At 65.3% G+C, this 23,416-nt stretch carries 25 protein-coding genes; 14 read left to right on the top strand and 11 right to left on the bottom strand.

Features of this window, described 5'->3' with window-relative positions; all coding sequences use genetic code 11:
• A partial coding sequence (locus ABZW16_RS34730) for a hypothetical protein (protein ID WP_354960350.1) occupies positions 1-543 on the top strand: 543 nt, incomplete at its 5' end.
• A gap of 439 nt (positions 544-982) precedes the next feature.
• Here the strand turns inward: ABZW16_RS34730 and ABZW16_RS34735 are convergent.
• Together ABZW16_RS34735 and ABZW16_RS34740 are read right to left on the bottom strand one after the other, a co-directional pair.
• Positions 983-3,265, bottom strand: a complete 2,283-nt coding sequence (locus ABZW16_RS34735; protein WP_354960351.1) for an excinuclease ABC subunit UvrA — start codon at positions 3,263-3,265, stop codon at positions 983-985.
• A gap of 570 nt (positions 3,266-3,835) precedes the next feature.
• Positions 3,836-4,915 (bottom strand): Gfo/Idh/MocA family oxidoreductase, encoded by a 1,080-nt coding sequence (locus ABZW16_RS34740; RefSeq protein ID WP_354960352.1) that lies wholly within the window; start codon positions 4,913-4,915, stop codon positions 3,836-3,838.
• A gap of 91 nt (positions 4,916-5,006) precedes the next feature.
• On the opposite strand from ABZW16_RS34740, the gene ABZW16_RS34745 reads away from it, so the two are divergent.
• The gene (locus ABZW16_RS34745; RefSeq protein ID WP_354960353.1) at positions 5,007-5,618 is read left to right on the top strand and encodes a TetR/AcrR family transcriptional regulator; all 612 of its coding nucleotides are present in this window, start codon (positions 5,007-5,009) and stop codon (positions 5,616-5,618) included.
• Positions 5,619-5,935: 317 nt separating this feature from the next.
• On the opposite strand, the gene ABZW16_RS34750 is transcribed toward ABZW16_RS34745, so the two are convergent.
• Both ABZW16_RS34750 and ABZW16_RS34755 read right to left on the bottom strand, forming a co-directional pair.
• On the bottom strand, positions 5,936-6,172 hold the full coding sequence (locus ABZW16_RS34750; protein ID WP_354960354.1) for a hypothetical protein: 237 nt from the start codon (positions 6,170-6,172) through the stop codon (positions 5,936-5,938).
• A complete protein-coding gene (locus ABZW16_RS34755) occupies positions 6,169-6,525 on the bottom strand; it encodes a hypothetical protein (protein WP_354960355.1) in 357 nt (118 codons plus the stop codon). The genes ABZW16_RS34750 and ABZW16_RS34755 overlap by 4 nt, the downstream gene beginning before the upstream one ends.
• Positions 6,526-6,675: 150 nt before the next feature.
• On the opposite strand from ABZW16_RS34755, the gene ABZW16_RS34760 reads away from it, so the two are divergent.
• Complete coding sequence (locus ABZW16_RS34760) at positions 6,676-7,584, top strand: helix-turn-helix transcriptional regulator (RefSeq protein WP_354960356.1); 909 nt, start codon at positions 6,676-6,678, stop codon at positions 7,582-7,584.
• Positions 7,574-7,780, top strand: a complete 207-nt coding sequence (locus tag ABZW16_RS34765) for a DUF397 domain-containing protein (RefSeq protein WP_354960357.1) — start codon at positions 7,574-7,576, stop codon at positions 7,778-7,780. The genes ABZW16_RS34760 and ABZW16_RS34765 overlap by 11 nt, the downstream gene beginning before the upstream one ends.
• A gap of 113 nt (positions 7,781-7,893) precedes the next feature.
• Here the strand turns inward: ABZW16_RS34765 and ABZW16_RS34770 are convergent, their stop codons facing one another.
• Positions 7,894-8,208 carry a hypothetical protein gene (locus ABZW16_RS34770; RefSeq protein WP_354960358.1) on the bottom strand — a complete coding sequence of 105 codons (315 nt, stop codon included), beginning with the start codon at positions 8,206-8,208 and terminating at the stop codon, positions 7,894-7,896.
• Positions 8,209-8,278: 70 nt separating this feature from the next.
• Positions 8,279-9,421, bottom strand: a complete 1,143-nt coding sequence (locus ABZW16_RS34775; protein WP_354960359.1) for an alkaline phosphatase family protein — start codon at positions 9,419-9,421, stop codon at positions 8,279-8,281.
• A 96-nt stretch (positions 9,422-9,517) separates the two neighbouring features.
• On the opposite strand from ABZW16_RS34775, the gene ABZW16_RS34780 reads away from it, so the two are divergent.
• Positions 9,518-10,951 carry an RNA-guided endonuclease TnpB family protein gene (locus tag ABZW16_RS34780; protein ID WP_354960360.1) on the top strand — a complete coding sequence of 478 codons (1,434 nt, stop codon included), beginning with the start codon at positions 9,518-9,520 and terminating at the stop codon, positions 10,949-10,951.
• 60 nt (positions 10,952-11,011) lie between these two features.
• Here the strand turns inward: ABZW16_RS34780 and ABZW16_RS34785 are convergent, their stop codons facing one another.
• Both ABZW16_RS34785 and ABZW16_RS34790 read right to left on the bottom strand, forming a co-directional pair.
• The gene (locus tag ABZW16_RS34785) at positions 11,012-11,323 is read right to left on the bottom strand and encodes a nuclear transport factor 2 family protein (protein ID WP_354960361.1); all 312 of its coding nucleotides are present in this window, start codon (positions 11,321-11,323) and stop codon (positions 11,012-11,014) included.
• A 52-nt stretch (positions 11,324-11,375) separates the two neighbouring features.
• The gene (locus ABZW16_RS34790; protein ID WP_354960362.1) at positions 11,376-11,690 is read right to left on the bottom strand and encodes a TetR-like C-terminal domain-containing protein; all 315 of its coding nucleotides are present in this window, start codon (positions 11,688-11,690) and stop codon (positions 11,376-11,378) included.
• A gap of 380 nt (positions 11,691-12,070) precedes the next feature.
• Between ABZW16_RS34790 and ABZW16_RS34795 the strand changes: the two genes are divergently transcribed.
• Complete coding sequence (locus ABZW16_RS34795) at positions 12,071-12,958, top strand: TIGR03621 family F420-dependent LLM class oxidoreductase (RefSeq protein ID WP_354960363.1); 888 nt, start codon at positions 12,071-12,073, stop codon at positions 12,956-12,958.
• 22 nt (positions 12,959-12,980) lie between these two features.
• Here ABZW16_RS34795 and ABZW16_RS34800 read toward each other — a convergent pair whose 3' ends face one another.
• Positions 12,981-13,406 (bottom strand): MmcQ/YjbR family DNA-binding protein, encoded by a 426-nt coding sequence (locus ABZW16_RS34800; RefSeq protein WP_354960364.1) that lies wholly within the window; start codon positions 13,404-13,406, stop codon positions 12,981-12,983.
• Positions 13,407-13,555: 149 nt separating this feature from the next.
• Between ABZW16_RS34800 and ABZW16_RS34805 the strand changes: the two genes are divergently transcribed.
• The 3 genes from ABZW16_RS34805 to ABZW16_RS34815 all read left to right on the top strand — a co-directional run bounded on the left by ABZW16_RS34805 (position 13,556) and on the right by ABZW16_RS34815 (position 16,789).
• Positions 13,556-14,776: a transcriptional regulator gene (locus tag ABZW16_RS34805; protein ID WP_354960365.1), complete on the top strand. Its 1,221-nt coding sequence runs from the start codon at positions 13,556-13,558 to the stop codon at positions 14,774-14,776.
• Between the two features lie 91 nt (positions 14,777-14,867).
• Complete coding sequence (locus tag ABZW16_RS34810; protein WP_354960366.1) at positions 14,868-16,385, top strand: aldehyde dehydrogenase family protein; 1,518 nt, start codon at positions 14,868-14,870, stop codon at positions 16,383-16,385.
• Positions 16,385-16,789, top strand: a complete 405-nt coding sequence (locus tag ABZW16_RS34815) for a DUF779 domain-containing protein (protein WP_354960367.1) — start codon at positions 16,385-16,387, stop codon at positions 16,787-16,789. Before ABZW16_RS34810 ends, ABZW16_RS34815 begins: the two co-directional genes overlap by 1 nt.
• A 153-nt stretch (positions 16,790-16,942) precedes the next feature.
• Here ABZW16_RS34815 and ABZW16_RS34820 read toward each other — a convergent pair whose 3' ends face one another.
• On the bottom strand, positions 16,943-18,496 hold the full coding sequence (locus ABZW16_RS34820) for a succinic semialdehyde dehydrogenase (protein ID WP_354960368.1): 1,554 nt from the start codon (positions 18,494-18,496) through the stop codon (positions 16,943-16,945).
• Between the two features lie 180 nt (positions 18,497-18,676).
• Here ABZW16_RS34820 and ABZW16_RS34825 point away from each other — a divergent pair, with 180 nt between their 5' ends.
• The 5 genes from ABZW16_RS34825 (at position 18,677) to ABZW16_RS34845 (ending at position 23,048) form a co-directional block, all read left to right on the top strand.
• On the top strand, positions 18,677-19,045 hold the full coding sequence (locus ABZW16_RS34825; RefSeq protein ID WP_354960369.1) for a DoxX family protein: 369 nt from the start codon (positions 18,677-18,679) through the stop codon (positions 19,043-19,045).
• Between the two features lie 183 nt (positions 19,046-19,228).
• Positions 19,229-21,715, top strand: coding sequence for a nitrate- and nitrite sensing domain-containing protein (locus ABZW16_RS34830; protein WP_354960370.1), 2,487 nt, complete (start codon positions 19,229-19,231; stop codon positions 21,713-21,715).
• Positions 21,693-22,088 (top strand): roadblock/LC7 domain-containing protein, encoded by a 396-nt coding sequence (locus ABZW16_RS34835; RefSeq protein ID WP_354960371.1) that lies wholly within the window; start codon positions 21,693-21,695, stop codon positions 22,086-22,088. The genes ABZW16_RS34830 and ABZW16_RS34835 overlap by 23 nt, the downstream gene beginning before the upstream one ends.
• On the top strand, positions 22,085-22,459 hold the full coding sequence (locus ABZW16_RS34840; protein ID WP_354960372.1) for a DUF742 domain-containing protein: 375 nt from the start codon (positions 22,085-22,087) through the stop codon (positions 22,457-22,459). The genes ABZW16_RS34835 and ABZW16_RS34840 overlap by 4 nt, the downstream gene beginning before the upstream one ends.
• On the top strand, positions 22,440-23,048 hold the full coding sequence (locus ABZW16_RS34845; RefSeq protein ID WP_354960373.1) for an ATP/GTP-binding protein: 609 nt from the start codon (positions 22,440-22,442) through the stop codon (positions 23,046-23,048). The genes ABZW16_RS34840 and ABZW16_RS34845 overlap by 20 nt, the downstream gene beginning before the upstream one ends.
• Positions 23,049-23,144: 96 nt before the next feature.
• Here the strand turns inward: ABZW16_RS34845 and ABZW16_RS34850 are convergent.
• The coding region (locus ABZW16_RS34850; RefSeq protein WP_354960374.1) for a TetR/AcrR family transcriptional regulator C-terminal domain-containing protein at positions 23,145-23,416 on the bottom strand (272 nt) is incomplete at its 5' end.

Consider the following 23,416-nt stretch of genomic DNA (forward strand, 5'->3'; position numbering starts at 1 on the left):
AGCGGGCACTCGCTCCTATCAAATCAAACTGAAGTGGAAGCTGACGGAGGCTGGGATGATAGGCGGGTTGGCATCCTTCGAACGAGCATCGACGGGAGAACAACCATGTTCAACAGTTCGCTTCGCTCGGATCTAGCGTTTGTCACTGGAGTAGTCGGCTGCTGCGCAGGAATCCTCGCTGCAACCGCAACCGCCCAGCCAGCCACATCGATCACTGTCGAGCCTGAACTCGGCTACAACGTCAGCGCGTTGACTATCAACGGATCGGCTACTTGTGATGGTGGTGGAACCGCCGGAGTCGATGTTGTGGACGGCTCGCTGGAACAAATGATGCAAGGTGATCTAGGCGGCCCGATCGCCGTGCAACTCGACGGACCGGTCATGGTCGACTGCGATAGCACAGCGCACACCTGGTCGGGCAATCTCGTCGCGCCTGGTCGCACACTGCCCAACGAATCTGGTGGCACGGTCACGGTCACACTCAGCCAAGGCCAGACCGTCATTGCATCAACCGGCCCGCAGTCGGTTCGTATCGCGCGCTGAACAATCGCCTCGCCGAGCATCGGGCTGCGAACCGCCATCCGCGGCGGGCGCTGAAACCCGATAGTAGGTTTCCGGACGGGGCATCGCGTTGTCCTGCGTCAACCCGTTGGCAGGGTGCGCGGTCAAGTGCGACGAGATGTCCCGTCCCACCGCCATGTTGTGAGCTGTGGATGGCCGGGGAGTTCGGCACGTCCGGTGGCCCACAGCAGGGTGGTCCACGGCTCGGTGAAGTCCGGCGCATCGGGAAATAGCCGGGCGAGTGCCCGCGCGCACAGATCGGCAGGCGGGCCCAGCCGAGTCCAAGTCCTCGCGCAAGGTCGTGCATGTGCACAAGGTCGGCCTGGCCGAGTCCGCCTATCGATGGGCAGGGCCTGACGGGCGCGGCCCTCAGACCCTGTTCATCGGCATCGGCTCCCCTGCCGCCTTCGGCCGCGCTTGCTCAGGCGCCCTTGTACTTTCGCAGGTATTCACCTGTCAGTGATGTCGGGTGGGTCAGCAGCTCGGCGGGGGTGCCGGTGAAGACGATTTCGCCGCCGTCCTTTCCGCCGTCGGGGCCGAGGTCGATGACCCAGTCGGAATGGGCTACCACGTCGAGGTTGTGTTCGATGACCACTACCGTGTTGCCGCGGTCGACCAAGCCGTCCATCAGGGCGAGCAGCGTATCCACATCCGACATGTGCAGGCCGGTGGTCGGTTCGTCGAGAACGTAGGTGGTGCCGGTGTTCTGGAGTTGGGTGGCCAGTTTGATGCGTTGGCGCTCACCGCCGGAAAGGGTGCTCATTGCCTGACCGAGGCTCAGATAGTCGAGGCCGACCTCGTTCATCGTGCGCAATTTCGTGACGAGTGCCTTTTCGGTGAAGAAGTTCAGTGCCTCTTCCGCCGACAGTTCCAGCACATCGGCAATCGACCTGCCGCGCAGCGTCAATGCCAGCACCTCGTCGGAGAACCGACGCCCGTCGCACGCATCGCAGTGGGTGGTCACCGGGTCCATATAGGCGATCTCGGTAATGATCACGCCGCGGCCCTCGCACTGCTTACAGGCACCGGTCGAGTTGAAACTGAACAGGCCGGGCGACTCACCGGTCGCCTTCGCGAAGAGCTTCCTGATCGGATCCATCAGCCCCAGATAGGTTGCCGGAGTCGAGCGGGACGAGGCGGCGATCGCCGACTGGTCGACGAAGATCGCGTCGGGATGCTCGCGTACGAACACATCCCGGATGAGGCTGCTCTTTCCGGATCCGGCGACCCCGGTGATCGAGGTCAGGATGCCGGTCGGGATCGCGACCGTCACATCCTTGAGGTTGTGTACGTTCGCGTGCTCGATCAGCAACTCGCCGTTGGACTTTCGGAATGTCTGCTTGACGGTGAACGGCCTGCGCAATCCGGCACCGGTCGGCGTATCCGCGGTACGCAGGTCCGCGAAGCTACCTTCGAACACCACCTGTCCGCCGTGCAATCCGGCCCGCGGCCCGACATCGACAATATGGTCGGCGATCTGAATGACATCGGGATCGTGTTCGACCACGAGCACCGTATTCCCCTTGTCCCGCAACGCCTTCAGCAGGTTGTTCAACCGCCCGACATCGCGCGGATGCAGTCCGACGCTCGGCTCGTCGAAGATGTAGGTCATCCCGATCAATGTGCTGGACAAGTGTTTGATCATCTTGAGCCGCTGCCCCTCACCGCCGGACAGTGTGGCGGTCGGGCGATCCAGGCTGAGATATCCGAGCCCGATATCGGTTACTCGCCGCAGCGCGGTCTGGATGGCGGCGGCCAGCCCGAGTGCGGCCGGATCGATGATCTCGTCGAGCACCGCCACCAGATCGGTGATCTGCAGACCCGACCAGTCGGCAATATTGCGGCCGTCGATCTTTGTGGCCAGCGCCGCGGGGTTGAGCCGGGCGCCGTCGCAGGACGGGCAGACGCCCTCGGTGAGGAACTTCTGCATCTGTTCGCGCGTCTTCTCGCTGAGCGTCGAGGTATCGCGTTGCAATCGGGTGCGGGTGAATTTGGCCGCCAGCCCTTCGTAATTCGCCTTCCAGGTGCCCTTGCTGAAGGTCAGTTCCACCTTGCCGCCGGTGCCGTAGAGCAGCTCGGTGAACTCTTCCTCGGTGTAATCGGCCAGCTTCTTGTCCGGGTCGAATCGGCCTGACTTGCCGTACATCTGCCACTCTCCGCTGCCGACGGCATAGCCGGGCAGCAGGATCGCCCCCTCGTTGAGTGACTTGGTCCGGTCGAGCAGTCGATCCGGATCGGCCCGCACCGTGACCCCGAGTCCGTCGCAGTCCGGGCACATGCCCTGCGGCACATTGAACGAGTAGTTGTAGACGAATCCGGCCGAGGGCGAACCGAATCGGGCGAACATGGCGCGCACCATCGAGTAGATATCGGTCATCGTGCCCATGGTCGAGCGCGGTCCGCCGCCGACGGGCTGCTGGTCGATAATGACCGGGGCCGTCAGATTCTCCATCGTCTCGGCGTGCGGACGCTCGTAGCGTGGCAGGAAATTGAGAATGAACGCGGGAAACGTCGCATAGAGCTGACGTTGGGACTCCACGGCAATGGTGTCGAACACGATCGACGATTTCCCCGAGCCGGAGACACCGGTGAATACGGTGATCTTGTTCTTCGGGATCTCCAACGACACATTGCGCAGATTGTGCTCGCTGGCACCGAGCAGGCGGATGACATCGGTCGCGGCGACGGAATCGTCATAAGGCATGCCGACCACCATGCCATGATCTACCGACAAAATGCCCGGGAAAATGTGATGTAAATCACATTTATGCAATATGCACATAGCGGGCAACTGAGCCTTGACCATCACTTTTTTGGCTGCTGCCGGTGAAGTCCAGTGGCTTGACCGATTCCATTGGCGCCCTTCGAATTCGCCATCCGCGGTCACGCCGGGCCGCCCGCAAGGATGGGCCGGCTCCGATATCCGGATGAGTTGATCCACACCGGCCGCCGAGCCCGCGGCCCAGTCCGGCGAACACCGCGCCCTTCGGTTCGGTGTGCCATGCCTTCGACGATCAGAACACCTTGGTGCCAACCGAGCCATTCGAGGACCACCGCCGGACTCCCCTGCCGCGGAAAGGCATTCGCATACGCCTTCGTCAGACTGATCGCCCAGGCACAAGTTCGGCGCCCATCCGCGCGGGTCGAGTCGCCGAGCCGGACGTAGACAGCACGTTGACGACGTGCTGCAGCAGACCTCTGAAATCGTCGTCTGGGGATCAGATCGGCGGTTCGGCGCGGGGGCGGAATCGGTCGATTCCGCCATACATGCCGACTACGAGATGTCCCGGACGATTCCATCGGCCGCGGACCGTTCGATGGCGGCGAGGAGCCGATGGTGGCGCAGGGCGGTCTCGAAGCTGGGATGCGGTTGCCGGGCTTCGGCGATGGCCTGGGCGACCTCCTGGTAGAGGGCCGCGATATTGGCCGGCGGGCCGGACTGGACGCTGGCGGGGGCGGTGCGATAAGTGTCAGGCACGGCCAGCACCTCGTCGCCGATCCGAATGTCCCAGTCGCCCCAGTGGATGAATGTCGCGGGCTGGGCCGGGGTGGCGGTCAACGTTCCGTCGCTGCCGACGAGTTCGAGGAGGAACCCGTTCCGGGCGGGTCCGTTGCCGCCGTGCACGGCGACAGAGGCGGTGGCGCCGCTCGCAAGCAATCCGTGCAGCAGCACGTGGCTGGGCGTGGCGTTGGGCACGGTCCGCTCCGTCCCGGCGACCAGCACGCGGTCGTGCATGCGGGGCAGCCGTGCGGAGACTTCGGTCAGTGGGCCCGCGACCCGTTCGAGTGCGGCAAGGAAGTGGCCGGCCATGATGGTCAGGATGTTGGTTCCCTCTGTGGGGTCGAGGCCGAACACCAGATTCGGCCATATTCGACTGCCGCCCCAGGGGGCGCCCTCCGCCACCAGCGCGACCGATTCGAGCCTGCCGATCCGGCCTTCGGCTAGGAGGTCCGCGGCGAAGCGGGCGCTCGGGGAGTGGTGGCCCTGGAGGACGACCGCGTGGACGACGCCTGCGGCGGTGGCGGCCTCGGTCAGCTCCCCCGCTTCGTCGGCGTCGACCCCCAGCGGCCACTCGGACACGACGTGCTTGCCCGCCTCGAGCGCCGCCCTGATCACGGCGGCATGCCCGGAGGCCTTCACCGAGACGACGACCAGGTCGACGTCAGGGTGCGCGGCGAGTTCGCTTGCGTCGGCGAAGGCGTGCCGTGCGCCGTGGGCGGCGGCCGCCTGGTCCGCGCTGGCCTGGTTGGTGGTCGCGACCGCGGTCACGTCGAACTCCTCGAGCGCTGCGAGCGCGGGCAGGTGCGAGCCATCCGCCCAACCGCTGGCCCCGACAACTCCGACTCGGATCATATGTATCGCTCCCTAGTTATGTACCTTTCGGTATGAAACTAAAGGGCGCGACACTCTCGCGCAAGCGGTAATGTACCGATAGGTAAAAAACATGGGAGAGAGCACGGAGGACGGCATGCCCGGTGGACGACCACGTTCGTTCGACGCAGACACCGCACTCGACCGCGCGCTGGAGGTGTTCTGGCGGCATGGCTACGAGGGCGCCTCGCTGACCGACCTGACCGCCGCGATAGGCATCAACAAGCCCAGCCTTTATGCCGCCTTCGGCAACAAGGAGGAACTGTTCGGCAAGGTCCTCGCCCGCTACCTCGACGGCCCCGGCGCCTACGCCGCCAACGCGCTGGACGCGTCCACCGGCCGCGAGGTTGTCGAGCGGCTGATCCACGGGGCCGTCGACCTGACCGCAGGCGAGAACACTCCCCACGGCTGCCTGTGCGTCAAGACCGTTCAGGCCTGCGGACCCGACGCGCACGCTGTACGCCGGGACGCCGTCACGGTTCGCAAAGCCGGCGAGGCGGCGCTGCGCAGGCGGCTGGAGCAAGCCACCGACCTGCCCACCCGCCACGAACCAGCCGCCCTGGCCGCGCTAGTCCACACGATCTCGGACGGCATCGCCGTCCAGGCTGCGGCCGGCCGCAGCCACGACGAACTGCGGCAGGTGGGCGACTTGGCGCTGCGCGCCCTCCTGGACGAAGAGACGTAGACCACGCCGCGACGCGATCGGGATCACCCTGCCCGACCGCCCGGATCCCATGATCGGCGATAAGCGTTGAGCATCAACGAGATTCAGGCGTTCGGGGCGTCCGGATCGCGCGACGGCCGATGGCCGCCGCCGAAGTCGGGCAGATGAAAGGCGTGTCGGACCGGCTAATCCTGGGCGCGCGCAACGCGTCCAGGGCGCGATCCATGTAGCGGGAGTTCCGTAGCGCGACGCAGACCCAGCGGTTACTCGAAACGGACATCACGGGCAATGCGGGAAACACTGCGGGCCAGTCGGCGGCATCGGCGGATCGCCGCATTTCATGGACCAAGGAACAGGCGTTCGCATGGAAGGCGCGGATAGCGGCCGGTGTCGCCGAGGTCGATGGTGACTGCGTCGGCGTAATGCTGCATCCGGTGCTCGCGCGTGAATATCAGCGCGGCGGTAAGGCAGGCGACATAGTCGAAACGCACGCCGTGCAGGAACACGCTGAGGTGTACATCCGGTTCGTTGGGGCGGGGCGAAACCCCCTTGTGGTCTTGGGGTTTCGGGCTCACGATTCCTCAATGTCGTGAACGTCGATGGGCTGGACGGTGATTGCGTCAGCCCTGTCGAGATCGGCGTCCGAATCGGAAATCCATCCGTCCTCGTCGACCGCCACCACCGAGCCGTCCGCCCGCTGAAGAATCGGACGGCTATCAATGGGAGCGCAGTCCAGTTTCTGCTGGGTGTCTTTGTGGAAGTCCGCGAGCAGGCGACGCACAGACGGAGCTATTGACGGGCCTGCCCACTCACGGACAGCGCGCGCGACCTGCTCGACCAGATCGGGCGGTGCGCCGCTGTAAGCAGCCGGTGGCCCGGTGAACGGGTCTCGTTGTGGAAGCTCTCGTTTCGGCATGGGCGAGAACATGACGCAAGCGTGTGTCAAGGGCCGACGCTGGGCGGGGCACACTCACGAGCTGGCGGAATCTCCGCGAATCCCCTGAATCCTTCTCGTGAGACGCATAGGGTGCCTCTCGAAAAGAGAGGAACAGTTCGGCCGAGTGAGAGGGTGGGGCAGATGGCGGGAGACGAACTCGAGGACACAGGAACCACGTTGCCGCGCAGGCAGCTTGGTCGATTGCTGCGAGATGCGCGCACAGCAACGGGAATGAGCCTGGACGAGGCGGCGGCGCTCGTGCAGTGGAGCAGACCGACGCTGAGTCGCCTCGAACGAGGTGAGACCGAAAAGGTAAGGATCAGTGACGTTTTGTCGCTCTGCGAGGTATACGGACTGCCCGAGGAGCGTACAGCGATTGCACGAGGGCTTGCCGAACAGGCTCCCGTCAAGTCATGGTGGCATGCGTATACCGATCTGATCCCCGCGTGGGCCAACCTGTATGTCGGATTAGAGTCCGGTGCAAAGGGTTTGACGATCTTCCAGCCGCTCATCGTGCCCGGCTTGTTTCAAACCGCAGACTATGCGCGAGCCGTAGACAGGCTCTACTTTCCGGACGATACCGACGATGAGATCGAACGCCGCGTGCAAGTGCGAGTGCAGCGGCAGCACATTCTGACCCGCTCGCGGGAACCCACCGCAGTGTCAGCCATCTTGCATGAGAACGTGCTGCGGACAGTGGTTGGCAATCAAGCGCTTATGTCCGCGCAAGCGCGCCATATCGCGGACATCAGCACACGCGACAACATCGAGATCCGCGTGATGCCATTCCGTGCCGGTATCCCGCTCGGGGCAGCGTCGCCACCGTTCACCATCATGGACTTCGGTCGTGATGCACGCGGTAAACAGGTCGTTGAGCCACCTCAGGTCTACTGCGAGGGTTACGCGGGCAGCGCCTATCTTGAGAGGAGGGCGGATGTGCTGACGTTTCGCAAGGCGTTCCGGAAGCTTCACCAGGCGAGCATGGACCCTCGCCCGAGCCGCGACATGTTGAGAGAGATAGCAGCAAGGAGACACGATAATGAACGTTGACCTGACCGGCGCTCGGTGGTTTAAGTCGAGCCGCAGTCAGGGGGGAGCCGACTGCGTAGAGGTTGCCTTCCTGGGAGAAGGGCATGTCGGAATCCGAGACTCCAAGAACCCGACCGGCCCCGCGCTGGTCTTCACGCCCGGCGAGTGGGACGCCTTCACCGCTGGCGTGAACAACGGCGAGTTCGACCGAGCATAGGTTGCGGCACTAGAGCGGCCCCCGAGAATCCGAGAGATTCAGCGGGGGCCGTTTTGCGTATCCGGCGGACCATCCGTTCCGTACCGGTCGGCGTCCGCCGGCCGCGCTTCGGACTACTTGTTCAGGAAAATCCCTGCGATATCGGCCCTTTTGATCGGGGTGTCCTGATTGACCTGCGCACCGCACAGCAGATCCACCTGAATCATCGTGGCATCGACCGCCGTGCCCGCGGGCTCGTGATCGTTATTCGTCTGCTGCTTGATGAATTTCGTGATCGTCGTGCGCTTGGTGTCCTGATCCTGTTTGACGTAGTCGCGGCAGGTGGTATCGCCACCCTGGTTGAGCGCCCGCTCGATATCGGTGCAACCGGCCAGCAGTGCCGCGACCGCCGCGACCCCGAGTCCGGTGCGTAAGAGCGTGGCGTTCATAGAGATCCTCCTGGCGGCTCAGCGGGCGGCCATGCCCGCGACGACGCGTACAGCCTATGGCAAGGCACGGTTACGGTCGGAACGTGCGCAGCGGCACCATCATCTCCGCCGACGTGAGCGACCCATGATGGCCGATCAGCATGGATTCCAGCGGTTCGACGCCGGTACGCACGACACCGCGAAGACCACGGGCCGCGACCACGAGATCGCCGATGCGCTCGGCGATATGCGGTGCCACGGTGGGGCCGAACCAGCCGCGATCGATCGCTTCGGCGCGGGGGATGACATCGAAGTCAGCGCCCAGGTATTCCTGCCAGATCGCCGCCACATCGTCGGTCGCGCCGTCGACGGTGAAGACGTGGCGGGCGCGCGGCTCGCCGCCGAGTAGGCGTACGCCCTCGCGCAATACCTCGGTCGTGTCGTAGTCGACGCGGTCGGCGAGCTCCACCATGCCGTGGTCTGCGGTCACGATGAGCGCGGCATCGGGTGGTAGATGTTCGGCGATGGTCGCGGCCAGCTGATCGACGTGCGCTAGCTCTAAAAGCCAAGCGTCGGAGGAAGGCCCGCGCACGTGACCGGTCGTATCGAGATTGCCGTGATAGGCGTAGACCAACGAGCGTGGGCCCGCGCGCAATGCGGTGGCGACGCCGTCGACGAAATCGCCGACGGAAACATAGGGGCGGAATTCGCAGCCGCGAAGCACGGCCCTTGTCAGCCCGGACCCTGCTTGGAGCCGCGGCGCGACCTGTGTCACGGCGATTCCGCTGGCGGCGGCCCGCTCGAAAACCGTGGCGGTGGGCTGGAATTGCTCCGGCACCAGCTCGTGCAGCAGGTCGATCTTCGGTCCCGCGCCGTGTAGCCGCCAGGTCAACGCGTTCACCAGCCGGTCGTAGCCGGGGACGTGCATGAGATATCCGGTGAACCCATGTTCGCCGGGTGGCACACCGACGCCGAGTGAGCTCAGACTGACGGTGGTCGTGCTCGGGAAGCCCGCCGTCAGCGTGCGTTGCGCCAATGTCGACAGGAACGGCGCCGCATCGGAATTCGTGGCGAGTGCCTCCGCACCGAGACCGTCGACCAGCAGCACACAGATCCGGTCGGCGACGAACTCGACACCGAGCCGGTCGACCTCGCCGGGCACACCGAACCCGGCGAGGAGGGAGGGGAAGAGGTCGGCGAGGGAGCCCGTGCCGTAATGGGGTGTGACGAACACGAACTCGAGGGTACCCAGAGCCAATCCGGGAACTGGGGGCTACCCCGATTGCGGGGAGATCGTGGTTGTCGGTGCCCCATGTCACACTCGCCGGCGATGAGCCGCCACACCACCTTCCGGTACTGTCTCGACCCCACCGTCGAGCAGCAAGCCGTGCTCTCACGCCACGCCGGTGCGGCCCGGTTCGCGTTCAACAAGTCGCTGGACTTCGTGAAGACCGCACTCACCCACCGGAAATCCGATCCCGGCCATTCGGTGCCGTGGTCCGGATTCAGCCTGATCAACGCCTTCAACGGGTGGAAGAAATCCGAAGCCGCCGGGCGGGTGATCGCCGTCGCCCCGGACGGGGTCGCCGAAGTCGAGGCGACCGGGCTGGCCTGGCGCACTCAGGTGTGCCAGCAGGTGTTCGAAGAAGCCGCCGTCGACTGCGGGCGTGCCTTGGCCGCCTTCTCCGACTTCCGCATCGGAAAGCGCAAAGGCACCGAGGTCGGGTTCCCGCGCTTCAAGAGAAAGCACGCCACTACCCCGTCGTTTCGGCTGCGCAACAGACTTTCCAAGACCGGTCGTGCGGCGGTCCGGGTCGGCGACAATGACATTCCACGGTCGATCACCCTGCCGGGGATCGGGATGCTGCGGGTGCGGGAGGACACCCGCCGCCTGCGGCGCATGCTCGCGAAGGGCCGGGCGAAAATCCTGTACACCACCATCACGTTCCGGGCAGGTCGCTGGCAGATCAGTGTGGCCACCGAGGCCGCCGACCTGCACCCCGCCTGCCACCACCGGCCGCGGGAGTCTGGTGACGATGGTGGCTGGGCGGGGATCGATCGTGGGTTGTCGGCGTTCCTGGTCGCCGCGACCGCCGACGGTGCAGAAGTCGCCCGCATCAACGATCCACCCAAACCCCTCGCCGCCGGACTGCGTCAGCAGCGGCGGCTGGCGAAAGCGTTGTCCCGCACACGGAAAGGATCCCGCAACCGCAAAGACGCTGCCGCTCGCCTGGCGCGGCACCACCATCACATCGCGAATGTGCGCCGTCATTTTCTGCATCAGGTCACCAACAGGCTGGTCAAAACCCACGATCGGCTCGTTCTCGAGGACCTGCATGTGGCGGGCATGCTCGGCAATCGGCGCCTGGCGCGTGCGATCAGCGACGCTGGATGGGCCGACTTCGCGCGCCTGTTGCGCTACAAGCAATCCTGGCGCGGCGGCACCGTGGTCACCGCCGACCGGTGGTTCTCGTCGAGTAAACGATGCTCGGCTTGCCGGACCGTCAATCCCGCTCTCACGCTGGCGGATCGGGTGTTCACCTGCGGGTGCGGATATCGCGCCGACCGCGACCACAACGCGGCGGTCAACCTCGCCGTGTGGGCGGCGACCCACCAAGACCAATCACGATCCCCGGACCCCCAAGCAGGAGGCCGGGTTACCAACGCTCGCCGACGGGAAGGCGCTGACCGGCACCCTACGGGTGCCAGTGAAACCGGCCCGGACGACGCGGGAACCGACGTTCACACCCCGGAAGTGGCGTGAACCGACGACGCCCGAGAAGGGCGGTGCCTGCAACTCTCACCAGGGTATTCAGACACGCTGTCAGGCTTGGCCGGTCTCGAATCGGCTGATTTTGCCGTCGCGCACAGTGAAGCGCCAAGCGGTACGCATCGAGCCCCAGCGGGTATTCGTATAGTCGGCAACCAGTTCGGTGCCACCGTCACCCACGGTTTCGACGTTCATGCGCCCATTGCTGCCGAAGATTTCAGAGTCGGTCCACAGGGTGAGATTGCGTTCCACACCGTCATCGGACATGGTCGCATCGTCGGTGAGGACGGCGTAGAAGCGGTCCTGATCGTTGTCATTGAGCGCGGCGACGAATTCCTGGACCGTTGGATCGAGCGGCTGTGTCATCGGAACATCCCTCTCGAAGAGTATGGGTGCATCGGACAGCAAACGTTCGGCTTCACTCTAGTGCCGAGTGTGCCCGCCCGGGTATCACGCGCCGGGGTCGACGGGTGTGATGAAGGTGCGTGATGTCCTCGACCAGCTTCGATGCGGCGGTTCCGAGTTGGATGCTGCGCTTTTCCAGCTGACCATCCAGCCACAGTGAGGCCATGTCGTGCGCCGGACTCCACCACATGACGGCGGGCGCGTCGACCCTATCGGTGGGTGGCAATCCAACAGCGACCGCATCGGCGATGGTGTCGGCGAGGATATCGAAGGCCGCATCGCCGGCATCCGGATGCTTATCGGGTTGTGAAAGTTCCGGGCGGAACATGAGACGAAAGTAGCTCGATGCGCCCGCTGCGGGAGACGGTGCTGGATACCGCGGAGAGTTTGATCGAGTTCGGCGTCGTGCCGCGGCGGCCGGTGCATCGTCGCGTTGGACAGCCATACCATAGGGGCGGGCCATGCTGATCGCAACACTCGTCATCGGCACTATCGGATTGGCGCAGCATTGGTTGAGAAGAAGGACATCAGGGACGAAATCCGTTGCGTCGCAGTGATGAAATTCGGTGCGGCCGATCGTCGGGTCGGCTAGGTCGCGGCGACCGGGTCCGGTAGTGGCGGCGACTTCGGCCGGGATGGTTTTGGTGGGACTGATCCTCGCGCCCTGCTGATCGACAGTTGGACGCGCACGCTGGTAGACAGGAAAGGGTGACGGCTGCGCGAGGCAAGTTCCGATTCGGTGTCACTCTGCTCGCTCCCGCTTCGCGGGCCGAGTGGGTACGAAAGTGTCGCAGGGCCGAGGAACTCGGCTACGACGTCGTCGGTGTGGCCGATCATCTAGGGTTGCCCGCACCGTTTCCAGCCATGATTCTCGCGGCCGAGGCAACCGAACGGGTTCGGCTGACCACCTTCGTATTGAATACGCCGTTCTACAACGCCGCGCTCTTGGCGCGCGAGGCAGCCACGGCCGATCAGCTCACCGATGGACGGGTCGAGTTGGGACTCGGAGCCGGATATGTTCGAGAGGAATTCGAAACAGCCGGAATCACTTTCGAGAGCGCAGGCAAGCGGGTCGAGCAGTTGGCGACAACCGCCGCGACTTTGCGGCGGTTGTTCGCCGATCCGGAGTATCAGCCGCGTCCCGCGCAACCCGCGGGCCCGCCGTTCGTCATTGCCGGTTGGGGCGATCGGCTGCTGCGGGTCGCGGCCGACCACGCCGAGGTCATCGCGCTCCCTGGTGCCGCCCCGGCCTACAACGGTGGACCACTGCAGTTCGTCGGACGCGACGCCACCGATGCGCGGATGGCATACCTGCGCGAGTTGCTCGGGGCACGAGCCGAGACTGTCGAACTGAATATCCTGCTACAGCGCGTAATTCCGCCGGAGGAACGGTCGGCCGCGCTGGACCTGTACGGTCCGCATCTGCCCGCCGATGTCGCCGACCGGCCCGAGGAGTTGCCCGCATTGCTGATCGGGACGCCGAAGGAAATGGCGCGGCAATTGGAAGAGCGCCGGGAGCGGTTCGGATTCAGCTACGTCACCGTGCTCGAGAGCAGCATGGAGCCGATGGGCGAGGTCATCGAACTGCTGCGTTGAGTGCAGCACTCGCCACGGCAGCTCAGTCCGGAACGTGATGCGCGGCGAGCCAGTCCGCCGCACGTTTGTGCGAGGCCCGGCTGAGCCAGGCATCCTGGATGATCTCGGCCAACTCCTGCTTGCCGAGTTCGCCGATGCGGCTGCCGCGCACCAGCACCGACAGATGCCCGTCGAAATGCGGGGTGGTGAAGAATGGTGAATCCGGATCCTGCACCAGGGCCGATTTGTCCGACTCCGAGGGCACCCAGATCACGATCACATCGGTATAACGCTCACCGGTGTCCGGGTCGAATGCGTCGGGGCGCGGGTTGCGGAAGAACACAAAGGATTTGCCGCCGACCTGGTAAACCGCATTACCGTGCGGCCCGTCGACTCGGTTGACGAACGGCATGCCGGTGGCCAGTTCGTGCACGTCGGAGACTTTGGCTCGTCGCGAAACCCTCGCCATATCAGCAGCGTAGACCGTGCCCGTACCGCTCACTCAAATCTTCAATGCAGAACGGTCGGTTTGTCATCGAGCTCTCGACTGAACCTATATGCGTACGCCATCATGTGATAGCGAACGTGAGCTCACACTAAAACGATGGGGTTAACGAGGTGGCACAGTTCCGCACCCTCACCCAACGCCGGGCCGCACTGGAAAAGGAATGGGCCCGTTGGGCGACGGCTCCCAGCAACACCCTCCGCATACCCGCGGGCTCGACCTCGCTACGCACTGAGGTCGTCGAATCCTGGCAGCGGTCATTGACGACCGTCGATCCGAATCGCACCGAGGCGCCCAGCCTGGGCGATATCCGCGATCGCTGGGCCGAATCCCCACTGCGCCAACCGATCACCGAACTCGCCGGTGATCTGCGCGGGATCGCCGAGGACTCCGGATATCTCGCCGTCGTCACCGATGCGGCGGGCACCGTCCTGTGGTCGTGCGGCGATCGCGCGCTGCGCCGACAGGCCGAGGCGGTGAACTTCGCGCCCGGCGGCTGCTGGGACGAAAGCCATATGGGCACCAACGGATTGTCGCTCGCCCTGTACGGCGACCGCCCGACCACTGTCTTCGCCGCCGAACATCTGGTCGCGGCGCTACACGGCTGGGTCTGCTACTCCGCACCGATCCATGCGCCCGACGGCCGACAGGTCGGTGCGCTGGATCTGTCCAGTTCCTGGGACCGCTCGCATCCGATGGCGATGACCTCGGTGCGCGCCCTGGTGACCGCGGTCGAGACGATGCTGCGTGCCGCCGCACCCGATCCCGCCCCCGGCGTCCGGCTCGAATGTCTCGGCGGCGCACGGTTGCTCCGCGATGGCAGGCCCGTTCCGCTGCCACCACGCCACCTGGAGATCCTGGCGCTGCTCGCCTTGGAACCCGATGGGTTCACACCCGAACAGCTGCAGGCAGCGGTTTATGGCGACCGTCCGGTCTCCTCCAGCACCCTCAAGGCCGATGTGTCGCATCTGCGCCGCACCACCGGCGGCGAGATCAGCAACCGCCGCTACATGCTGACCGGCCCGGTCTCCTGCGATGCGGTCGACCTGCTGGCCGCAATCCAGGCCGGGGATACCACCTCGGCGGTCTGGCTGTACCGCGGACCACTGCTGCCCGCCTCGGATACCCCTGGTGTCCTGACCTGGCGCGACCATCTGGATGTCGGGGTCCGCACCGCCGTGCTGGCCAGCGATAGCGCCGACCACGCGGTGGCGTTCGGTGAGCGCTCCCCGGGCGATATCGAGGTGCACGAACATGCGTTGCGGCTGCTGCCCGACGACGATGTGCGCCGCGCCGTGGTCGTGGCCCGGTTGCATACTGCGCAGCGCGCCTGAGTCTTCCGTCGCCATCGCGGCGCCAACCTCGCACCAACCTTGTCGGGCGATAGTGGCCCCCGCAGAGATGATTCGCGAGGAGCGCCCACAGATGATCTACGCCAAACCGGGGTCGGCCACCGGCATCGTCAACTACGCCAGTCGCTATGACAACTTCATCGGAGGTGACTGGGCGGCTCCCGTCGAGGGCAGGTACTTCGACAACCCGTCACCGGTCGACGGTGAGATCTTCTGCTCGGTCGCGCGCTCCACCGCATCCGATATCGATATGGCCCTGGAAGCCGCGCACCGCGCAACCGACGAGTGGGCCGCCACCTCCCCGGCCGCGCGTGCGAACATCCTCAACAAGATCGCCGACCGGATCGAGCACAGCCTCGAACCCCTGGCCATCGCCGAAACCTGGGACAACGGCAAACCTGTCCGCGAGACCCTCGCCGCCGACCTACCTTTGGCGGTCGACCATTTCCGCTATTTCGCTGGGGCCATCCGCGCCCAAGAGGGCAGCATCGCCGAAATCGATACCGATACGATCGCCTACCACTTCCATGAACCACTCGGCGTGGTCGGCCAGATCATTCCCTGGAACTTCCCGATCCTGATGGCGGCGTGGAAGCTGGCCCCGGCCCTGGCAGCGGGCAACTGCGTGGTGCTCAAGCCCGCGGAGCAGACTCCGGCCTCGATTCTGCTGGTGATCGAACTGATCGCGGATCTCCTACCGCCCGGAGTTCTCAACGTGGTCAACGGGTTCGGTGTCGAAGCGGGTAAGCCCCTGGCCGCCAGCCCGCGCGTGGCCAAGGTCGCCTTCACCGGTGAGACCACGACCGGCAGGCTCGTCATGCAGTACGCGAGCGAAAACATCATTCCGGTCAGTCTGGAGTTGGGCGGTAAGAGCCCCAATATCTTCCTGCCCGATGTCATCGCCGCCGACGACGAATTCCTGGACAAGGCCGTCGAGGGTTTTGTGATGTTCGCGCTCAACCAGGGCGAGGTGTGCACCTGCCCCTCGCGCGCGCTGATCCACTCGTCGATCTATGACGAATTCCTGGCCCGCTGCATCGAGCGGACCAAGGCCATCAGGGGCGGTAATCCGCTCGACGACACCACCATGATCGGAGCCCAAGCCAGTAACGACCAATACGAAAAGATCTTGTCCTACATCGATATCGGCAGGCAGGAAGGCGCCCGCGTGCTCACCGGAGGGGAAGTACGCAAGGTGGACGGACTGCCGGGTGGCTACTACCTGCAGCCGACGATTTTCGAGGGCACCAACACCATGCGGATCTTCCAGGAGGAGATCTTCGGCCCGGTGGTCGCGGTGACCCGGTTCGACACCGTGGACGAGGCAGTCCGGATCGCCAACGACACCCTCTACGGACTCGGTGCGGGCGTATGGACCAGGGATATCACCACGGCGTATCGGATGGGCCGGGCAATCAAGGCAGGGCGAGTATGGACCAATTGTTTCCACGCGTACCCCGCACATGCCGCCTTCGGCGGGTACAAGAAATCCGGCATCGGCCGGGAAAACCACAAAATGATGCTCGACCACTACCAGCAGACCAAAAATTTGCTGGTCAGTTATTCACCGACAAAACTCGGACTCTTTTGATGCATGGCAGAGTAGCCCGCGTCGCGATCACCGAGCGGGCGCGAGAAGTGTTGCGCCGGTTGATCGAACAGCACGGTCCGGTGCTTTTCCACCAATCCGGCGGCTGCTGCGACGGCAGCTCACCGATGTGCTTCGGTGTGCGCGAATTCCGCATCGGTGGCGCGGATGTGCTGCTGGGTCGGCTGCCGTGGCATACCGAATTCTGGATCAGCGGCGAGCAGTACGAACACTGGAAAAACACTCATCTCACTGTCGACGTGGTGAGTGGACGCGGCAGCGGATTCTCGCTCGAGGCGCCCGAGGGCATGCGTTTCATCATCCGATCGCGGCTGCTGACCGATGAGGAGGCTACGGTGCTGGCGGCCGGGCCACCGCCGCGGAAGGGAGCCGATCGGATGGACTGAGTCGCGAGCAGTCGCCTCGGCCTGATTCACGCCTGCGTAGGTGCGTCCGCGGGCGACAACCCGGTGTTCGGCCAGGGGGTTCCGCAGCCCCGGACCGACACCGCGAGGCCCCGCCGTCCCGCTGCAGACCGGGACGGCGGGGTCGGGGCCGGGTCAGCGGCCGGGCAGGAACCGGAAGCTGCGGGCAAGGGTCATCAGCAGCCGCTGCCACTTGTCCTGCGAAATCACCACTGGCGCATCGAGATTCATGAATCGCGTGACGACCACCGTCTGCGGTTCGGTGAACTTCAGCAGACCGTCCGGGCCATGCCTGCGCCCGACACCGGAAATGCCCATACCGCCCATCGGCGCGGCGGTGGTGCCCCAGGCCGGTGCGTATCCCTCGTCGACGCAGACGGTGCCCGCATGCAACCGCTCAGCGATCCGCTCACCCGCGGATTTGCTCTGCGCCCATACGCTCGCGTTCAGTCCGTACTCGGTGTCGTTGGCCAGCTCGATCGCCTGCTCGACATTCTCGACCGGGTAGATCGAGACCAGCGGGCCGAAGGTTTCATTGCGACCGCATTCCATCTCGTCGGTGACATCGGCGAGGACGGTCGGTTCGAAGAACAGCGGCCCCAGATCCGGGCGCGCCGAACCGCCAGCGATCACCTTCGCGCCCTTGGAGGTCGCGTCGGCGACGTGTTTGGCGACGGTCTCCAATTGCGCCTCGGAGATCAGACTGCCGATATCGGCCGAATAGTCATAGGCGGCACCGAGTTTCGCGGCCTTGACGGCGGCGACGAACTTCTCGGTGAACTCCGCGGCGACCGCCTTCTCCACGTACAGCCGCTCGATCGAGATGCACAGCTGTCCGGCATTGGAGAAGCAGGCCCGCACCGCGGCCTTGGCGGCCCGATCCAATTTCGCGCCGCGAGTGACGATCATCGGGTTCTTGCCGCCGAGTTCGGCGGAGAAGCCGATGAGCCTGCGCCCGCACTGTTCGGCCAGTGTGCGCCCGGTCGTCGAGGATCCGGTGAACATCAGGTAGTCGCAGCTGTCGACGATCGCGGTGCCGACCACGGTGCCCGGACCGGGTACGACCGCGAGCAGGTCGCGGGGCAGCCCGGCCTGGTAGAGCAGCTCCGCGCTGGCCAGTGCGGAGAACGGGGTCTGGCTGTCCGGCTTGACGACCACCGCATTGCCCGCGAGCAGCGCCGGGATCGAATCGCCGATGGATAGCAGCATCGGATAGTTCCACGGCGCGATCACACCGACGACGCCCTTGGGCTGGTGGCGCACGCTCGCGCGATTGAGTACCGGGAATGCGCCGGGCACGCGGTGCGCATCGAGCAGATCGGGCGCGACCCTGGCGAAGTAGCGGGCCGCAAAGATCAGGCCCATGATCTCTTCCTGGGCGGCCCAGCGGGCCTTGCCGGTTTCGGCCTGGATCACGTCCATCAGGAATTCCCGCTGTTCGATGACCAGTTCCCGATACCGCTCGAGCACCTCGGCCCGGTCCTTGGCCGACCGCGCGGCCCACCGGGCCTGTGCCGCCCTGGCCTTGTCGAATGCGACCGTCACGTCCTCGGCACTGCCCACCGGTACGGTGCCCAGCGGTTTGCCGGTGAAGGTCTCGGCGATTGTCTTGCGCGCACGCTCGGCGGGATCATTGATCGCGGCGAGCGCACTGAGACGGTCGAAGACTTCGGCATTCGGCGCGGACATCGGTGCCTCCTACTTGTCAGTAACCCCGCGATACACACAACATACGCCGCGCGAGGCGCCCGCAGCAGCCACTACCCCGCGGTTGACGGAGATCGACGCGTATTCGGCCGGAACTGTCACCTTCTGCGGACCTGATTTGTCTCATGGACACCCCGCCCCCAACGAACTCAGGGAGGAATCATGAATGTCGCGTTGTGGATCGGACAGATCTTCCTTGCCATCGTGTTCACCGCATCCGGGCTCGCGAAATCCACGCAGCCCAAGGAGAAACTGGTCGAAATGGGCCAGACCGGTGTCGCGGTATTTCCGAAGCCGGTCGTGCGGCTGACCGCCTACAGCGAACTGCTCGGCGCGATCGGGATCATCGTGCCCTGGTGGACCGGGATCGCGCGGGTGCTCACCCCGCTTGCCGCGGTCGGTTTCGCCGTGGTGATGATCGGCGCGATCACCTCGCACGTGCGCCTGCGCGAACCCCGCAATATCGCGATCACCACGACGATCCTCATCATCGCCGTCCTGGTTGCCATCGGCCGTTTCGCTGGCCTGTGAACGCGGTGGGCAGTCCGGCACCGAGGGCCTTCGGTAGCACTTCGATCACGATGCGGCGCAACAGTTCCAGCCGATCGCGGGTGGGAGTCGAATCCGGACCGGCGCCGTTTCGGAATGTCAAATCGGGTCCCGCTCACCGGGACGCGGGAAACGAAATGGTCACAACTGATTTAGGTTGGGTCGATGTTCAGAGCGAGGCTCGGGGTCCGAACGCGGATTCTGGCGATCGCGCTCGTCCCGAGCCTGACTCTGCTCGTGGTCGGCGTGGGATCGGCGGGATACCTGGTTGCCGAGGGAAATAAGGCCAAGGACTGGGCGTCACAGAATCAGCAGGCGATTCCCTCGATCCGGGAATTGCTGGAGGCCGTCCAAAGTGAACGTCAGCTCACGCTGGCCGCGCTCACCGGCGACGAGGCCGCGGCACCCGCACTCGGCGCAGCCCGGATCCGACTGGACAGCGCACTGAAGGGCCTTCTCGCGGCTGGCGACAGACTGCGCGAGGTCGACGATTCCAAGATCGGCGACAATGCCGCGAACTTCGTGACGCTCTCGACGTCGATGACCCAGGTGCGTACCGCAACCGATGCGGGCGCACTGCCCATCCCCGACGCGTACAACTTCTACAACCGGCTGCTCGATGTCATCTCTTTCGGCACCGAGATCGCCGAGCAGACCGCGCCGGATGCCGAGATCGGCGTGCAAATCGCCGACGGTATGCGGATCTTCCTGGCGGCCGAGGCGATGTCGCGCAGCAACGCGCTCGCGGCCGTGATCGTCAATGCGAACGGGCCGACCTCCATTTCGATCGAGGAGTTCCTGCACGAGACCGGCTTCTACCACACCGAAGTCGCCAATCTGGCGGGCGAGCTCGACCCGAAGCAGCAGGAGAGCCTGCACGCGCTGATGGCCGGTCAGGCCTGGCAGCAGTTGACGGCCATGGAAAACGCTGTGGCCCAGCGCAATATGACCGCGACGAGCACAACTTCCACCGGCACCAGCTCATCGAGCACGTCCAGTGGCACCGCCAAGCAGTCGACGCCACCGCCACTGCCGTTGAGCACGCAGGAGTGGCACAATGCCGCCGCCGAGGTGAACCGCGGACTGATCGACGTCTGGATCGCCCAGAACAAGTACTCGCAGAGACTCGCCGAGGACAAGGCCGCCGACGCCACCGCGACCTCCGCATGGGCGGGCGGCGGTGTCGTGGCGGTCAGCCTGTTGGCATTTGTCATCGCGATCCTGCTGGCCAACCGAGTCATCCGCAGGCTCAAGCGACTTCGCGGCGAAACCCTGGCCCTGGCCGATGAGCGTCTGCCCGAGCTCATGCGGCGGCTGGGCGAGGGCGAACTCATCGATCCCGATGCCGAGGCAGCGAACCTGAACTATGGTTCCGACGAAATCGGCCAGGTAGCCAAGGCATTCCAGCATGCGCACGCCGCGGCCGTCGCGGGCGCGGTGAACGAGGCGCGCACCCGCGAGGGCGTGAAGGCGGTCTTCCTCAATATCGCCCACCGCAGCCAGATCGTGGTGCACCGGCAGTTGGAGATCCTGGACAAAGCCGAAGAGCGCCAAGAGGATCCGACCCTGCTGGACACGCTGTTCCAGCTCGACCACCTGGCCACCCGGGAACGCCGCAATGCCGAGAACCTGATCATCCTGGGCGGCGGTCGGCCCGGACGTCAGTGGCGCAATCCGGTGCCGCTGCTCGATCTGGTGCGCAGCGCGGTCGGCGAAACCCTGGACTACGCACGGGTTCGGGTGGCCCGGCTCCCGGAGGCGCAGGTACTCGGCGCGGTCGTGGCCGACCTCATCCACCTGCTCGCCGAACTGGTGGACAATGCGACCTCGTTCTCGCCGCCGCAGTCGCGGGTCGAGGTGACCGGCAATGTGGTCGGCAAGGGTGTGGTCGTCGAAATCAGCGATCAGGGCATGGGCATGCCCGAGTCCGAGATCACCAGGGTCAACGAAATGCTGCGCCAGCCACCGGATTTCGGTGTCGCCGCACTGTCGGCGGATTCACGTCTCGGACTGTTCGTCGTCGCGCAGCTGGCCGCCCGCCACAGTGTTTCGGTCCGGTTGACCGAATCCGACTACGGTGGCGTCCGCGCCATCGTGCTCATCCCGAAGTCCCTGCTCGCCGACGGAACAACCCCCGCGCTCACGTCGGGTTCGGAACCATCGGATTCGGTGCGCAGACGACGGCATCCGGTCCCCTTCGTCGACTCCTCGCCCTATGGCGGCGCCGAGTCCGATTCCGCGGTGCTCACCGCGCTGCCACTGGCTCCGCCCGCGGCAGCGCCCGAGACTCCGGCGGATCCGCCGCGGCCCGCGTTCGAGGCGCCGCAGCCATCGGCATCCGACACCAGGCCGGCGCTGCCGCGCCGCAACCGACAGGCCAGTCTCGCACCACAATTGGCGCAGCAGGCCCCGGCGGAACCGGCTACCGAACAGCAGCCGGAGCGGGAGCGCTCGGCCGAGCAGGCCCGAGATCTGATGTCGGCCATCGAAAACGGGACCAGACAGGGCCGCCGCGCGGTCCCCGATTCTGCGATCCCCGATGTTGTGGTGCCCGAGGTAGCATCCACTCAGCATTTCGGCGCATCCGCTGCGCCTGCCGTCAATCCCTCGGATGAACAGGAAGGCAACGGTGACTTCTTCCAGCCCCGGTGATCTCAATTGGCTGCTCGACGATCTGGTCGATCGGCTGGCGGGCGTGCGTTATGCGGTGGTGCTGTCCACCGACGGCCTGCTGCTGGGCCGTTCCACCGCGATGACCCGCGAGGACGCCGAACATTTCGCCGCCATGTCCTCCACCCTCTACGGACTGGCCCGCAGCGCGGGCAGCCGTTTCGACGGCGGCGGGGTCCGCCAGGCGGTGATCGAACTCGATCGCGCCGTACTGTTCGTGACCTCGGCCGGGGACAATGCCTGCCTGGCCCTGCAGGCGGCCGAAACCGCGAATCTCGGAATGGTCGCCTACGAAATGAACGTCACCGTGCAACGCGTCGGCACCTACCTATCGACCCCAGCGCGACTGCCATGACACGCAGCAGCGGGCAATGGTTCGATGAGGACGCCGGTCCGCTGGTCCGGCCCTATGCGCTGACCCGCGGGCGGGTCATGGGGGCAGGTCACGATCTGGACATGCTCACCGTGGTCGTCATGGCCGATCGCGCGCCCACCCTGCGCCGCACCGAACCCGAATACGCGGACATCGTCGCGTTGTGCCGCGTTCCGCAGTCGGTCGCCGAGGTGGCGGCGCATGTGAAACTTCCCTTGGCGGTAACCAAGATCCTCGTCGGCGACCTGATCGGCGAGGGCCACTTGATCTTCCGGGCACCGGTACAGCCGGATGCGGGCCCCGGCGATCTCAACGTATTGCGAGCGGTACTGGATGGCATCCGAAAGCTTTGACCCGACCCGACCCGGTGCGACACCGCATCTGGCCGCCTCGGTCAAGATTCTCATCGCCGGTGGCTTCGGCGTCGGCAAAACGACCATGGTCGCATCGATCAGCGAGGTCGCGCCGCTGCGCACCGAGGAACTGATCACCGAGGTCAGCACCGGCATCGACGACCTATCCGGCGTCGAACAGAAGACCACCACCACGGTCGCACTGGACTTCGGTCGGATCACCATCGACAGCGAGTTGGTGCTCTACCTGTTCGGGACACCGGGCCAGGACCGATTCTGGTTCCTGTGGGACGAACTCTCACGTGGAGCACTCGGCGCGGTCGTCATCGCCGACACCCGCCGCCTCGGCAATTCCTTTGCCGCCGTGGACTTCTTCGAACGCCGCGGGCTGCCGTTCCTGGTCGCGGTCAACTGCTTCGACGGCGCACCGGTCTACACCGTCGACGAGGTCCGCGACGCTCTCGACCTCGACCCCCACATCCCCACACTGCTCTGCGACGCCCGCGACCGCGCCTCCAGCAAACAAGTACTACTCGAACTGGTGCAACACCTCATCGAACGCGCCGGACGGGCACCGGTTGCGACCTAGCGGAATTCACAGCGGGGGCCGATGCAGCGGCCGGTTCAGCGCGCCAACCATGCGTTGGTGCCACGGGCGGCGCCTATCTGGTCCCTCGGCTGCGTGTCAGTTCGCGATGTGGGCTTGGATGCCGTCGAGGAGGAAGTCGAGGCCGGTCCGGAAGGTTTCGTCGGCGTCCAGGTGGGCGCCGTCGCGTATGACCGTGGACAGCGCGGGGAATCGGCCGGTGGCGAAGGTTCGCTCCAGATAGGGCCCGAAGGCGGCCTGCCATTGCTTCTCGTTCATCCCGGTGGCCCGCTCGGCGCGCCGCTCGGTGATCTCCCGGCGCACCGCGCCGGCCACGTACGCATTGACCGCGTCGACCACCGGCATCACGG

This window comes from Nocardia sp. NPDC004604 (assembly GCF_040609795.1).
In the GTDB taxonomy this organism is placed as follows: domain Bacteria; phylum Actinomycetota; class Actinomycetes; order Mycobacteriales; family Mycobacteriaceae; genus Nocardia.